We start from the raw sequence: 13,298 nt of genomic DNA, 5'->3' as shown, positions 1-13,298 counted from the left end.
CGTACAGCAGGTGCAGGATGGCGTGCTCGACGCCGCCGATGTACGAGTCGACGGGCGCCCAGCGGTCGGACTCGCGCGACGAGAACGCCTCGGCGTCGTCGCCAGGCGAGAGGAACCTCAGGAAGTACCACGAGCTGTCGACGAAGGTGTCCATCGTGTCGGGGTCGCGACGCGCGGGTTCTCCCGTCTCGGGGTCGGTGGCCGACGTCCAGTCCTCGATCGCCCCCAGCGGCGAGGAGCCCTTGGGCGCCAGATCGAGGCCCGCGGCGTCGGGCAGGCGCACCGGCAGCTGATCGTCGGGCACCGGCACGGTGCGCCCGTCCTCGGTGTGCACCATCGGGATCGGGGTGCCCCAGAAGCGCTGACGGGAGATGAGCCAGTCGCGCAACCGGAAGTTCTTCGCCGCCCGGCCCGTGCCCGCGGCCTCCAGCTCGGCGATGACGCGCGCGATGGCGTTCCGCTTACTCAGTCCGTTGAGCGATCCGGAGTTGACCATGCGCCCCTCGCCGGGCAGCGCGACGCCGGTCACGGCGGGGTCGAGCTCGTCGAGCCCGGTGCCAGGATCGATCGGGACGCCGTCGTCGTCGACCTCGATGACCGGGATCGCACCGGTCACGGGCGCCATGGTGTCGACGACCACCCGCACCGGCAGGTCGAAGGCGCGCGCGAAGTCGAGGTCACGCTGGTCGTGCGCGGGCACGGCCATGACCGCACCGTGCCCGTAGTCGGCCAGCACGTAGTCGGCGGCCCAGATGGGCAGACGCTCACCATTGACGGGATTGATCGCGTAGCGCTCGAGGAACACGCCGGTCTTGGGCCGGTCGGTGCTCTGCCGCTCGATCTCGGTCTGCCGCTGCACGCGCTCCAGATAGTCCTGGAACCTCAGGCGCACCTCGACACTGCTCCCAGCGGCGAGCTCTGCGGCCAGGTCGCTGTCGGGTGCGACGACGAAGAACGTCGCGCCGTGCAGCGTGTCGGGGCGCGTCGAGAACACGGTCACCTTCTCGGCGCGACCCTCGATCTCGAACTCGATGTCGGCGCCCACCGAGCGGCCGATCCAGTTGCGCTGCATCTGGATGACCTTGCGCGGCCAGAAACCCTCGAGCTGATTCAGGTCGTCGAGCAGCCGGTCGGCGTAGTCGGTGATCTTGAAGTACCACTGCGTGAGCTTCTTCTTCACGACCTCGGCGCCGCAGCGCTCGCAGTGCCCGTCGACGACCTGCTCGTTGGCGAGCACCGTCTGGTCGTTGGGGCACCAGTTGACCGGGCTGGCCTTGCGATAAGCCAGCCCCCGCTCGTACAGCCGCTGGAAGAGCCACTGGTTCCACCGGTAGTAGTCGGGGTCGCTGGTGTGCAGCACCCGGCTCCAGTCGTACGACGTGCCGAAGCTCTTCAGGCTCGCCTTCTGCTGATCGATGTTGCGGTACGTCCACTCCCGTGGATCGGCACCGCGCTGGATCGCGGCGTTCTCGGCGGGCAGTCCGAACGAGTCCCAGCCGATCGGATTGAGCACGTTGTAGCCGCGGTGCCGCCAGAACCTGGCGACGGCGTCGACGTAGGCGTAGTTCTCGGCATGGCCCATGTGCATATCGCCCGACGGATAGGGGAACATGCCCAGCACGTACTTGCGCGGGCGCGTGTCCTGGTCACCGCCCGCGCGGAACGGATCGTGCTCGGCCCAGCGCTTCTGCCACCGCGTCTGGATCGCGTGGGCGTCGTAGCCGCCCTCGTCGGAGTCGGGGCCGCTGAGGGGCGAGTTCTGGGACACGAAGAGCCAATCGATCTGGATGCCGGGGCCCGCAGACGCGGGAATCTCCAGATTACCGGACGTCACCGGCCAGAACGGGGCTCACCAGCCCTCCGGCAGCACGGCGCCGAGGGCAGCAAGCGGTGCGCGCGCTTTTACGCCCACCTCGGCGACTTCGGCGGCCGGCTCCGAGCCCCACGTGATGCCGCCTCCCGCACCGACGTAGGCGCCATCGTCGTGGACGACGATGCTGCGGATCACCATCGCGAGGTCGATGCGGCCGTTGGCGCCGACGTAGCCGAAGCACCCCGCGAAAACCCCCCGCGGGCCCCGTTCCAGCCGGTGCAGGATCGTCATCGCCGACAGTTTGGGCGCACCCGTCATGCTGCCTGCGGGAAAGGCCGCGTCGAGCACGTCGCCGACTGTCGCGTGGGCCGTGAGCGTGCCCGCGACGGTGCTCACCAGCTGGTGCACCGCGGCGTACGACTCGACTTCGAGCAGCCGGTCGGCGCGGATGCTGCCCGGCACACTCACCCGCGAGAGATCGTTGCGCATGAGGTCGACGATCATGACGTTCTCGGCACGCTCTTTCGGATGCCCCTGCAGTTCCTGCGCCAGGGCGGCGTCTTCGGCCGGGTCGTCCGAGCGCGGCCGGGTGCCCTTGATCGGCCGGGTGCGCACGATGCCGTCGGCGCACTCGACGAAGCGCTCCGGGCTCGCACTCAGCAGCGCGTGGGCACCGCTGCGGATGATGCCGCCGTGGTGCGAAGGCGTCAGCCTGCGCAACCGCAGATAGGCGTCGACGGGGTCGATCTCGCCTGACACCGAGAACCGCGTGGTCAGGCACAGTTGGTACGCATCGCCGTCGCGGATCGCCTCGCGGCACCGCGCGATCAGATCGGCGTACTCGCCCGGTGCGTGACGCACCCGCGCGACACCCACGTCGGGCGCGTCGGCGACGACGGGTGGAACGACGGATGCCTGCGCCCGCCGCACCTCCTCTGCCCATTCCGTGTCGCCCGGGACGCCGATCGCCCACAGCCGGCGGGCCGCGTGGTCGACCGCGACGATGCGCTGCACGCGCAGCCACACGCTCCCCGGCCCGTCGGCGTCGGGGGCCGTCGGTGCGCCGAGGGCCCCCGCGCCCGCCTCGTACGCGGCCCAGCCGACCCAGCCGCCGCGGAACGGGCCGCAGGCATCCACCTGCTGCGTGCGCGCGCCGACCATGACCGCGCGCACCTGCTGCTCGTCTGCGGGCTCGCCGATCCCCAACCAGCTCCACCCGTCGGTCGCGCCCGATCCGGCGTCGAGCCAGAACACGTGCGGGTGCCGTGCGATCCAGCCGACGAACAGTGCGGCGGGTTCCGTCCAGCCCTCCAGGGCGACAGCAGTGTACGGCGACGACGGCACACCTCCAGCGTACGACCAGCGGCCGCACGGCGTGCGCCTCTAGGCTCGTGCTGTGAACGAGTTCCTGTCATGGCTGCTCGATCTGGTGCAGGCGGTCGACCCCGTCGTCCGGATGCTCCTGGCCGGCGTCGCGATCACGCTCGAGACCAGTGTGCTGATCGGACTCGTGGTACCCGGCGACACGGTGGTGATCGTGGCGGCCACCGCGGTCGACTCGGTGGGTGCGGGGATCGCGCTCGGCGTCGCCGTGGTCGTCGGCGCGCTGATCGGCGAGAGCATCGGGTTCTGGCTGGGCCGCTTCCTCGGTCCGAAGATCCGTTTCTCCAAGACCGGGCAGCGCATCGGCGAGCACAACTGGGCACGCGCCGAGCTCTATCTGCGCCGACGCGGCGGTCCGGCGATCTTCATCTCGCGGTTCCTGCCCGTGCTCCACTCGCTCGTGCCGCTCACCGTCGGCATGTCGGGGTTCGGCTACCGTCGGTTCCTGCTCTGGACGACACCCGCCTGTATCGTGTGGGCGGGCATCTACATCCCGGTCGCCGCGCTGGCTGCCGGCACGTACCGGGAGCTGGCCGACCGGGTGCACTTCGTCGGCTACATCTTCGTCGGCGTCATCATCGTCTTCCTCCTGCTGATCTGGGCGGCGAAGAAGCTGCTGCAGCGATCGGAGGCCAAGCACCTGGCGCTGGACTCCGAGGAGGACGTGGAAGACTGAGGGGATGCCCGAGACGACCGCGCCCGTTTCTGCGCGCGCAAAGGTCCTCTGGTTCGCACGTCTCGAGTACCGGCTGCATGCGTGGCGAGAGCGGCGCGCCCGTGCCCGCGGTCTCACGCCGACGGTCGCGGCCTTCCCCGGCTACGGGTCCACGGAATGGGTCCGCGTCGTGGGGCGCGTGCTGATCGTTCCGCCGCGCCGGCGCGGCGGCGGCGAGTTCGCGAGTGTGCGCGGTTGGCGCAGCTTCGCAGGAATCCCCGTCGGCTACGCGCAGGTTTCGGTGACGATCGACGGTGTCACGCACGAGGTCGTCGCCGACCGCGGCGGGGTGGTCGACACCGTGATCCCGGCCTCGCTCGCACCCGGCTGGCGCACCTTCCAGATGTCCGTCGAGAACGGCGAGCCCGTCGATGCGCGCGTGTTCATCGTGGGTCCGCACACGCGCTTCGGCCTGGTCTCCGACATCGACGACACGGTCATGGTGACGACACTGCCGCGGCCACTGGTGGCCGCATGGAACTCGTTCGTGGTCGACGAGCACGCGCGCCAGCCCGTGCCGGGCATGTCGGTGCTGATGGAACGTCTGCTGCGGGAGCGGCCCGGTGCGCCGCTGATCTATCTGTCGACGGGTGCCTGGAACGTGGCACCCACGTTGTCTCGCTTCCTCAGCAGGCACCTGTTCCCCCAGGGGGCGATGCTGCTGACCGACTGGGGGCCGACCCACGACCGCTGGTTCCGCAGCGGCACCGAGCACAAGCTCGGGAACCTCCGTCGGCTGGCCGAGGAGTTCCCGCAGATCCAATGGCTGCTCATCGGCGACGACGGCCAGCAGGACGACGCCATCTACACGACGTTCGCAGGCGAGTATCCGCAGAACGTGCGAGCGGTCGCCATCCGCCAGCTCTCCCCCGCCGAAGCCGTGCTCGCAGGCGGCCGCACACACGTCGACGGTCGCAGCGCCGCCACCGTGCCGTGGGTCACCGAGTCAGACGGGGCAGGCATCCTCGAGCAGCTCGAAGAGGCTGGCGTTCTCTCCACCGGCGACGACACCCCGGCGTAGCCTGACAGTCGTGTGCGGTCGATTCGTTGTTGCGAACGTGGGCTCCGAGCTCGTCTCAGTGCTGCGTGTCGATCTGGTGTCCGACGACCTGCCGGCACCCTCGTACAACGTCGCCCCGACCGATCGGGTCGCCATCGTGCTCGACTCGGCGAAGACAGATCCGTCCACACGCCGACTCGAAGCCGCGCGGTGGGGCCTGATCCCCGGTTGGGCCAAGAACCTCTCGATCGGGGCTCGTGCGTTCAACGCCCGCTCCGAAGACCTCGCGCGCAAGCCGATGTTCCGCACGGCCCTGTACGGCCACCGCGCCGTCGTGCCGGCATCCGGATACTACGAGTGGAAGCACGTGACCGACGCCGCCGGGAAGATTCGCAAGGTCCCGCACTACGTCCACCCCGCCGACGACTCCCCGCTGTTCTTCGCAGCACTCTACGCGTGGTGGGCCGATCCGGCCATGCTCGACGACGACCCTGCCCGCTGGGTGCTCAGCTTCACGATCCTCACCCGTGACGCGATCGGACGGCTCGGCTCGATCCACGACCGCATGCCGGTCTTCGTCGCCCCCGATCTCGCCGATGCCTGGCTCGATCCGACGGTCGATCACGCGCGAGACGTGCTCGAAGCGGCCGTCGACGCCGCGCCCGAGCTCGCGCGCACGCTGGACGACCGTGTCGTCGGCATGGCTGTCGGCAACGTGCGCAACGACGGCCCGCAGCTCATTGCACCAGTGCCGTGAGCGGTGCCTACGCCGGTATCACCCGGCAGCGGCGCAGTCGGGACACGGCACGAAACCGCGCCCTCCCGCCGCGACCTGCAGGCGGAGCGCGGTGACCCGCGTCGCGGCCTCATCGAGCCGCTCGGCCGGCAGGTCGCCGGTGGCGACCGCGGCGACGATGCCGGCGATGACACTTCCCGCGCTGCCCGCGTCGGTGAACATGACCGCGACCACCATGTCGTTCCCTGCCCGCAGCGCGGCCACGGCGTTGGCCACCGGATCGCTCAGTCCCGGCTCACCGCTGGCCTGCAGCATCCCCAGGTCGTCGGTGATCGCGAGCCCCGTGAACCCCAGTTCGTCGCGCAGAATTCGGTGCCACTCCGACGACAGCGACGCGGGTGCCTGGTCGATGCTGCGATATCGCAGGTGTCCGAACATCACCAGCTGCGCCCCCGCGTCGACTCCGGCGGCGAACGGCCTTCCGTCCGCGGCCGCCCAGTCCGCCTTGGCCATGTCGGTCGCCGGGATGCCGGCGTGCGAGTCGCCGGGGGCGGCCCCGTGCCCGGGGAAGTGCTTGAGAGTCGACTGCACCTGCCCGTGTTCGCCCGTGACGGCAGCGGCCACGCGCTCCGCGGCGGCATCGGGCGAGGTGCCGAGCGCGCGACCGTAGATGAACGAGCTGCGCCCGTCGGCGATGTCGGCGACGATGCCGAAGTTGACCCCGATGCCGGCGCGCTGCACCAGCGCTGCGCGGGCCCGGAACGCGTTCCGGGTCGCCTCCGGCGGCTCGTTCTTGAGCGTGTTCGCGGCGGGAAAGTCGTCCCAGGGCAGCCGGGTCACCTGGCCGCCCTCTTCGTCGACGGCCAGCAGCGGCGGCAGCGCCGGGTCGATCGTGAGGGCCGCCGTGATGGCGCGCAGCGCCCCTTCATCGGCGGGGATGTTCGCGCCCATCAGGATGAACCCGCCCAGTTGCGTGCGCTGCATGTAATCGTGCAGCACGGTGGCGTCGGTGGTGGCGATATGCCCCATGACGACCGTCGCCGCCTTCTGCTCGGTCGTCATGCCGGCGACGCGCGCCGCAGCGCTCTCGCCCGTGTCGTCAACGGCTGCCGCCACGATCTGCACACTCGATGCCGATTCGTCCGCACCCGCCGCCGCGGTCGGGCCGCCGACCGTGAACGTGGCCGCCGCGGCCGCGGCGACGAGCAGTCCCATGCCCCGCGGCACCCAGTGCTTCACGCGCCCAGCCTATGTCACCGGATCAGTGGCGGGCGAGAATGCCGGCGGCATCCGCTCCGGCCGGCAGCGCGCCGTACAGTGCACTGCGGTCGCCGCCCAGCCGGGTCGCGATGAACGCGTCGGCGGCCGCCCCGGGGGCATGGCGCAGCATGAGGGATGCCTGCAGGCCCAGCGCGAGCGCCTCGGTGACCCGGCGTGCGCTCGCCTGCGCGTCGGCGGGGTCCATGTGGACCAGTTCGCCCAGCAGTCGCAGCGTGCGCGAGACGTGCGCGTCGAGCAGTGCCGAGGCCCCCTGTGTCGGTTCGAGCTCCGCCGCGAAGGCGGCGGCCGCCTCGGGCTCGCGGGTCAAAGCGCGCAGCACATCGAGCGCGATGACGTTGCCCGCCCCCTCCCAGATCGCCATGACGGGCTGCTCTCGGTAGCGCATCGCGAGCGGGAAGTCTTCGACGTATCCGTTGCCGCCGAGGCACTCCATCGCCTCGTACGCGTGCCCCGGCCCGCGCTTGCACACCCAGTACTTCGACACGGGCGTGGCAAGCCGCCGGAAAGCGGCATCCTGATCCGACGCGTCGGACTCGAACGCCTGCGCGAGACGCATGCCGGTGAGCATCGCCGCCTCGGCTTCGAGCGCGAGATCGGCGAGCACGCCGGCCATCGCTGGCTGATCGACCAGCAGCGCGCCGAATGCCTCGCGCCCCCGCGCATGCCACAGCGCCTCGGCGACCGACTGACGCATGCCGGCGGCCGTGCCCAGCACGCAATCCAGCCGAGTGCGCTGCACCATCTCGATGATGGCGCGCACGCCCCTGCCCGGCTCGCCGACGAGATGGCCGACCGTGCCGTCGAACTCGATCTCTGCCGACGCATTCGAGCGATTGCCGAGCTTGTCCTTCAATCGCTGGATGCGGAACACGTTACGCGTGCCGTGAGTGAGCACACGCGGCACGAAGAAGCACGTGAGGCCCTGATCGATGCTGCCGCTGCGCGCCCGGGCGAGCACGAGGAATCCATCCGACATGGGGGCCGAGCAGAACCATTTGTGGCCGCTGAGCTGATAGGCGTTGCCACCCAGGTGCACGGCTGTGGTGAGGTTCGCGCGCACATCCGACCCACCCTGCTTCTCGGTCATCGCCATGCCGATGAGCGCGCTGGGCTTCTGGTCGTCGGGCAGCAGGCGCGGCTCATAGGTGCGGGCGTACATGCGCGGGAGCCACTCCGCGGCGATCCCCGGCACCGCCTGCAGCGACGCGACGGCGGCGTGCGTCATCGAGACGGGACACGCGTGTCCGGGCTCGACCTGGGCGAAGAGCATGAAGGTCGCTGCGCGGGCGACGGAGGCTCCCGGTCGCGGGTGCGCCCACGCCGAGGTGTGCGCCCCGCGAGCAATGGCGGCAGCGATGACGCGGTGGTATGACGGGTCGTACTCGACCTCGTCGAGGCGGAACCCCCAGCGGTCGTGGGAGTGTGCCACGGGTGTGTGCACGTTCGCGAGATAGGCATCGCGCTGGAAGTCGAGCGATCCGACGTGGGCGCCGGTCGCGCTCAACTCGTCGTCGGCCCATCCCCCACCGAACGCAGCGACGGCGCCGCGCAGCGGTGCGTTCAGCTCGTACTCGTTGCTGTCGGTGTGCCAGGGCGGCTGGTTCTCCACGTGGTGAGTGGCCCCCCCGATGACACGGATGCCCCGCGAGAATGACCTCATTGCGTACTGTTCCTCTCCAGCGGCACGCGCAGCAGCAGATCGTCGTCTGTGCGCGGGTCGCCACGTCCGTCGGTGTTGTTCGTCAGCACCCACAGCGACCCGTCCGGTGCGGTCACCGCATCGCGCAGGCGCCCGTGCTCCCCGATGAGCTCGGCCCGGGGGTCGCCCAGGAGGGATTCGCCGTCGGTGTCGGCGATCCACAGTCGGGTGCCTCGCAGCGCCGCCAGGAACAGGGTGTCGCCTGCGGCGGCCAGGCCGCTCGGGCTCGCATCCGCCGTCCCCCACTGCGCGGTCGGGTCGGTGAACCGTTCGTCCCCGCCGATCCCCTCCACGATGGGCCAGCCGTAGTTCGCACCCGGGCGGATGACGTTCAGCTCGTCCCACGTGTTCTGGCCGAACTCACTCGCCCACATCGTTCCGTCGCTGGTCCAGGCGACGCCCTGCACGTTGCGATGCCCGAAGGACCACACAGCATTGCCGAATGGGTTGCCCGGCGCGGCGTCGCCCTCCGGGGTGAGGCGCAGGATCTTGCCGTTCAGCGATGCCGTGTCCTGCGAACGGCCCGGATCGCCCGCGTCGCCCGTCGTGACGTACAGCATGCCGTCGGGCCCGAAGGCGAGGCGCCCGCCGTTGTGCGTCGCCGACTTTGCGATGCCGTCGAGCACGATCGCCGGCTCACCCAGGGTGTACGCACCCTGCGCCCCGGTCAGTGGCATCCGCACCACGCGGTTGTCGTCGGCGGCGGTGAGGTAGGCGTACAGCCATGAGGCGTCGTCTTCGTCGTGCCAGAGTGCGAGCCCCAGCAGGCCGCCTTCCGACTGTGCCACGACGCCGGGCACGTGCCCTGCGGCGCGTAGCGTGCCGTCGGGTGCAAGCTCGACCACGGCCCCGTCGCCGCGCTGGCTGAGGAGAGCACCGCGGCTCGGCAGTGGTACGACCGACCACGGGGCGTCCAGGCCGGAGGCGAGCACCAGCGGTGAGCCGACGGGCGACCACAGGCCGGTGCGCAGGGCAGGGTCCGCAGTCACCGCTGCGTCGATCGTCGGCGCCACCGAGGCAGGGGAGCTCTCCACAGCGGGCAGAGAGCCACCGCAACCGGCCAGCGCGAACACCACCGTGACCCCGAGTGCCGCCATCGGTACCCGGCGGCGATGCCGGTCACGAGCCATCGGCCACCGCTCGCCGCACTGTGAGCAGAAACACGCTGTCTTCGACCGCGTCGACGGCGTGGCGCTCGGGCGGAATCGGCGCGAGCTCCCCCGCCGCGAGCTGCCATTCGCGATCGGCGCCGCGCAGGACGATTCGTCCGGTCAGCACCTGCAGCGTTGCCTCCGGTGGGCTGTCGTGCTCGGCGAGCTCGGCGCCGCCGGTCAGTGCCAGCGCGGTCTGCCGCAGGATGCTGTCACGACCCCCGTACACCGTCGCCGCGGCGCGCCCGGCGCCAGAGGCATGTGCCTTGGCGAGCAGCTCCTCCTGCAGCTGGTGCAGGTTCGTCACCGACTCGTGCGACCTCGCGTGCATGGCGCGGCTCCTCTCACGTGTGCGTGTGGCCAGCGTAGCGAGGCGAGTCGTAGGGTGGGGCGCGGAGGAGTGATGGAAAAAGACGACGCACACCTTCCGCGGGTGGTCGGCATGATCGACGAGACGATGGATGCCACGGGCACGGTCGCCGGCGCCGCATGGCGTCTTACTCCCCCGGGTCGCGGGTTGGATGCCAATGTCATCGCGCTCCCCGCCGGCGACGAGATCGCCCGCCACGACGGCCCCGATCTTGACGTGCTCATCCTGGGGCTCGACGGCGCCGGTACCCTCGAGACCGCGGGCGACGACATCGCGCTCACCCCCGGCATCCTGGTGTGGCTGCCACCCCGCTCGCAACGACGGTTTATCGCCGGCCCGCAGGGGCTGCGCTACTTCTCCGTACACCGGCGCAAGGGCGGCCTCACGATCGGCACAGCCCCGCCAGCGACTCAAGGTGAAGGAACATCTGCCCGTTCATGAGATCGTGCTGCGCAGCCCTGAATGGCTGGCGTGTCGGGGAACGTCAGTTTCAACTGTGTGAACGACCCATCGAGCTCCTGTCGGGCATGCGCAATGCCAATGCGTGTCGAGAACACAACGTCCGCAGTGACATGCCCTTGCGGCCAGTTCCGCATCCGTGCCCGCGGCTGCGGCAGCACGTGACCGGTTCGCAGGCAGGCGAAGAGCTCGCGTTGAGCGCGCCACGGCCCTCGATGAACAGCGACTGATAGATCGCCTCGTGGCTGATCCGCATGGACTCATCATCCAGGAAGTCGATCTTCAGCCGATGCGAAATCTGTTCCGGACTCCCAGCCGTCGCCCACCGCCTGTCCTGCCGGTGCGGCTCGTTCAGCCCCTTCCATACCGACGGCTCGCGCCCGACCACGATGCTGCCGTCCGGTCGGCGGATGGTCCCGGCCAGAGCGGGATTCGCGTCGCCGCTCATGTTCGCGGGGCGCGGACACCTGGCGGTCCCCGCGATCGAGCACTGGTATTGGGGCAGGTGACGGTCTTCGTAGTTCGCTCGTAGATGGCGCGCCAGCGCTCTGCCGCATCTTCGGCAGGAGCCTGTGTAGCGAAGGTTCATGCGCTTGTCGCCTGGCCGCAGATTCTGCGTCCCCTCACTCGTCGGGTCTTGCGGGAGTTCGTCAGTCAGCAACGGCGACGGATTCGCTGTGGGACTTCCGGTAGGCATCGACGATGTCGGCGGCGATCCGCCCGCGCACGCCGACCGCATAGCCGTTCGAGGCTCATGGCCGCCGAAACCGAGGAACTAGCACGTCTTACCACCAACCGCGACCGACTCGAAGGCCAGCAGGATCGCCTCATGCAGGCGCACTACGCTGACGCGATCCCGCTCTCAGTGCTCAAGCGCGAGCAGGACCGCATCCTCGCCGAACTCGACCAGGTGACTCGCCGCATCGACGCCCACTTCGGCGACGACGCCGACGCCCGCGCCCACCTCGACGACGCGCTCGGCTTGCTGGGCGACTGCGCCGACATCTACCGCAGGTGCGACGACACCAACCGGCGGCTGTGCAACCAGGCCTTCTTCACCAAGGTCTTCATCGACGAGGACAACGAGCTGCGCGTCGAGCACAAACCGGCCCTTCGAGATGCTCCTCGATCCGCTGGTCAACGCCAACGCCAACGCCCTGACCTGGGCCGCAGACGCGAACAAGGCCCGAACCTCGACCAACGTTTCCGTTGGCAAGGGTTCGAGCCTTGTGCGTGCGGTGGACCTGAGGGGACTCGAACCCCTGACCCCCTGCATGCCATGCAGGTGCGCTACCAGCTGCGCCACAGGCCCAGACGCTGTTCCGGCGGACCGGGCAACCCGATCAGATTACTACACTCCTGACGCGGTCTCATACACGGGAACCACCGGGCAGTCCTTCCAGAGACGTTCCAAGCCGTAATAGGTGCGCTCCTGCTCGTGGAACACGTGCACGACCAGGTCGCCGAAGTCCAGCAGCACCCAGCGCGCCTCGGTGCGACCCTCACGACGCAGGCGCTTGTGTCCCACTTCGAGCAGCCGATCCTCGATCTCATCAGCGATCGCGGCGACATTGCGCTCGCTGCGCCCCGTGACGAGCAGGAAGATATCGACGAGCGGCAGCGGCTCGGAGACATCCAACGCCACCAGATCTTCGCCGCCTTTGCTGTCCGCCGCCGCCACGGCGACATCGAGCATCGCGCGTGATGCATCCGTCGCGGTCACGAGAAGACTCCGGTCACGGCCGCGACCACGAGAACGCCGATGAGCGCGACGGCCAGCACGCCCGCCGTGATCGCGAGGGTCAGCATGAGCTTGCTGCCCTTCTCGGGTGCAGGCGGGCGGATGATCTCGCTGGCGCTCTTGATCGTGCTGACAGCCGCGCTCGCGGCGATCGGCATCGGCGACGACGCGGAGGGCAGCTCCCTGTCCGCCAGCGCCCGATCCGCCTCCTTACCGTCAGTGGCCCCGTGCGAGAGCCCGAGTGAGCCCAGACCCTCGGGGAGGTTGAAGGTGCCGGTGATCAGCACCTCGCCGGTCGATGTGACCGGTGCCGTCAGCGGTGCCTCGGCCGGTGCCAGGATCAGCGCGTTCGACGTCGCGACAGACCCAGTCGTCGACGAGCCTCGCGCGATCAGCTCATCGAACGACGGAGGCAGCGACGTTCCGCCGGGTCCCTTCGCAGGCGTGCTCGACTCGTCGAGCAGCGCACCGCCGAACCCGGGACGCAGCAGCGGTCGCGAATCGGCTTGGTCCGGCTCCTGCGCGGACGTCTGAGGCGTGAACTCGTCCCCCGGTGCGGCATCATCCTGCGGATCGGGCTCGTCCTGCGGATCGGGCTCGTCCTGCGACTCCTCTACGGAGCCGGAGGCGAGACCGAACGGCTCGTCGTGCGCATCGTCCGGATCGTCGGCGTCGCGGTCGACGACCACAACCGGACTCGACACGGGAGCCGCTTCCTCGGCAGCAGCCGGTTCGCCCGATACGGGCGCCCACGCGGAGGGTGCCGGCTCGGCAGCATCCACCGTCTCCTCCGGCGCATCGACCGGTGTGACCACCGGAACCGACGCCGTGCGGATGCGCTCCTGCTCCCGCGCCTGACGGCGCGTGATTGGCGCCGCACCGAGACCGACCTGCTCGTCCGGGCGGGGCGGAGTCGGCATCACGACGGGGTACGCCGGCCGCGGCAGGTG

13 protein-coding genes, 1 tRNA gene and 1 pseudogene are annotated in these 13,298 nt (G+C 70.0%); 4 read left to right on the top strand and 11 right to left on the bottom strand.

The features are described 5' to 3' along the window. Together leuS and ACK5IN_RS05095 are read right to left on the bottom strand one after the other, a co-directional pair. On the bottom strand, positions 1 to 1,768 hold a 1,768-nt coding region (gene leuS / locus ACK5IN_RS05100; protein ID WP_416895126.1), incomplete at its 3' end, for a leucine--tRNA ligase. 81 nt (positions 1,769 to 1,849) lie between these two features. Further along, positions 1,850 to 3,157, bottom strand: coding sequence for an anthranilate synthase component I family protein (locus ACK5IN_RS05095; protein WP_416895125.1), 1,308 nt, complete (start codon positions 3,155 to 3,157; stop codon positions 1,850 to 1,852). Between the two features lie 52 nt (positions 3,158 to 3,209). Here ACK5IN_RS05095 and ACK5IN_RS05090 point away from each other — a divergent pair, with 52 nt between their 5' ends. Genes ACK5IN_RS05090 through ACK5IN_RS05080 form a run of 3 tightly spaced genes read left to right on the top strand, consistent with a single transcriptional unit; the run spans position 3,210 to position 5,668 of the window. After that, entirely contained in the window at positions 3,210 to 3,872 is a 663-nt protein-coding gene (locus ACK5IN_RS05090) for a DedA family protein (protein ID WP_416895124.1), read from the top strand. Between the two features lie 4 nt (positions 3,873 to 3,876). Beyond that, complete coding sequence (locus ACK5IN_RS05085) at positions 3,877 to 4,932, top strand: App1 family protein (protein ID WP_416895123.1); 1,056 nt, start codon at positions 3,877 to 3,879, stop codon at positions 4,930 to 4,932. A 10-nt stretch (positions 4,933 to 4,942) separates the two neighbouring features. Further along, complete coding sequence (locus ACK5IN_RS05080; protein WP_416895122.1) at positions 4,943 to 5,668, top strand: SOS response-associated peptidase; 726 nt, start codon at positions 4,943 to 4,945, stop codon at positions 5,666 to 5,668. An 18-nt stretch (positions 5,669 to 5,686) separates the two neighbouring features. Here the strand turns inward: ACK5IN_RS05080 and ACK5IN_RS05075 are convergent, their stop codons facing one another. Genes ACK5IN_RS05075 through ACK5IN_RS05060 form a run of 4 tightly spaced genes read right to left on the bottom strand, consistent with a single transcriptional unit; the run spans position 5,687 to position 10,109 of the window. Then, the gene (locus ACK5IN_RS05075) at positions 5,687 to 6,886 is read right to left on the bottom strand and encodes a glycoside hydrolase family 3 N-terminal domain-containing protein (protein WP_416895121.1); all 1,200 of its coding nucleotides are present in this window, start codon (positions 6,884 to 6,886) and stop codon (positions 5,687 to 5,689) included. A gap of 22 nt (positions 6,887 to 6,908) precedes the next feature. Further along, positions 6,909 to 8,588 carry an acyl-CoA dehydrogenase family protein gene (locus ACK5IN_RS05070; protein ID WP_416895120.1) on the bottom strand — a complete coding sequence of 560 codons (1,680 nt, stop codon included), beginning with the start codon at positions 8,586 to 8,588 and terminating at the stop codon, positions 6,909 to 6,911. Next, a complete protein-coding gene (locus tag ACK5IN_RS05065) occupies positions 8,585 to 9,757 on the bottom strand; it encodes a PQQ-dependent sugar dehydrogenase (protein ID WP_416895119.1) in 1,173 nt (390 codons plus the stop codon). The genes ACK5IN_RS05070 and ACK5IN_RS05065 overlap by 4 nt, the downstream gene beginning before the upstream one ends. Beyond that, the gene (locus tag ACK5IN_RS05060) at positions 9,747 to 10,109 is read right to left on the bottom strand and encodes a cupin domain-containing protein (protein WP_416895118.1); all 363 of its coding nucleotides are present in this window, start codon (positions 10,107 to 10,109) and stop codon (positions 9,747 to 9,749) included. The genes ACK5IN_RS05065 and ACK5IN_RS05060 overlap by 11 nt, the downstream gene beginning before the upstream one ends. 72 nt (positions 10,110 to 10,181) lie before the next feature. Here ACK5IN_RS05060 and ACK5IN_RS05055 point away from each other — a divergent pair, with 72 nt between their 5' ends. Further along, positions 10,182 to 10,589 (top strand): hypothetical protein, encoded by a 408-nt coding sequence (locus tag ACK5IN_RS05055; RefSeq protein WP_416895117.1) that lies wholly within the window; start codon positions 10,182 to 10,184, stop codon positions 10,587 to 10,589. A 101-nt stretch (positions 10,590 to 10,690) separates the two neighbouring features. Here the strand turns inward: ACK5IN_RS05055 and ACK5IN_RS05050 are convergent. From ACK5IN_RS05050 to ACK5IN_RS05030, 5 genes and pseudogenes are all read right to left on the bottom strand, one after another. Continuing rightward, positions 10,691 to 11,031, bottom strand: a pseudogene (locus ACK5IN_RS05050) (IS30 family transposase); the annotation flags it as partial. Between the two features lie 438 nt (positions 11,032 to 11,469). Then, the gene (locus ACK5IN_RS05045; RefSeq protein WP_416895116.1) at positions 11,470 to 11,709 is read right to left on the bottom strand and encodes a hypothetical protein; all 240 of its coding nucleotides are present in this window, start codon (positions 11,707 to 11,709) and stop codon (positions 11,470 to 11,472) included. Positions 11,710 to 11,846: 137 nt separating this feature from the next. Then, positions 11,847 to 11,919 (bottom strand) — tRNA-Ala (locus tag ACK5IN_RS05040). Positions 11,920 to 11,958: 39 nt separating this feature from the next. Continuing rightward, the gene (gene rsfS / locus ACK5IN_RS05035) at positions 11,959 to 12,303 is read right to left on the bottom strand and encodes a ribosome silencing factor (RefSeq protein ID WP_416895127.1); all 345 of its coding nucleotides are present in this window, start codon (positions 12,301 to 12,303) and stop codon (positions 11,959 to 11,961) included. Positions 12,304 to 12,326: 23 nt separating this feature from the next. Continuing rightward, the coding region (locus ACK5IN_RS05030) for a hypothetical protein (protein WP_416895115.1) at positions 12,327 to 13,298 on the bottom strand (972 nt) is incomplete at its 5' end.

Origin of the sequence: Microbacterium sp., from assembly GCF_047971895.1 — a bacterium.
GTDB lineage: Bacteria > Actinomycetota > Actinomycetes > Actinomycetales > Microbacteriaceae > Microbacterium.
The sequence above is the reverse complement of the archived record's forward strand: the minus strand, read 5'-3'. Positions and strand labels throughout refer to the sequence as shown.

What these genes read in the sequence shown, in the direction of transcription:
- ACK5IN_RS05085 (WP_416895123.1), top strand. Translation starts at nt 3,877, where the DNA reads ATGCCCGAGACGACCGCGCCCGTTTCTGCGCGCGCAAAGGTCCTCTGG.
- ACK5IN_RS05070 (WP_416895120.1), bottom strand. Translation starts at nt 8,588, where the DNA reads ATGAGGTCATTCTCGCGGGGCATCCGTGTCATCGGGGGGGCCACTCAC.
- ACK5IN_RS05065 (WP_416895119.1), bottom strand. Translation starts at nt 9,757, where the DNA reads ATGGCTCGTGACCGGCATCGCCGCCGGGTACCGATGGCGGCACTCGGG.
- ACK5IN_RS05060 (WP_416895118.1), bottom strand. Translation starts at nt 10,109, where the DNA reads ATGCACGCGAGGTCGCACGAGTCGGTGACGAACCTGCACCAGCTGCAG.
- ACK5IN_RS05055 (WP_416895117.1), top strand. Translation starts at nt 10,182, where the DNA reads ATGGAAAAAGACGACGCACACCTTCCGCGGGTGGTCGGCATGATCGAC.
- rsfS (WP_416895127.1), bottom strand. Translation starts at nt 12,303, where the DNA reads ATGCTCGATGTCGCCGTGGCGGCGGCGGACAGCAAAGGCGGCGAAGAT.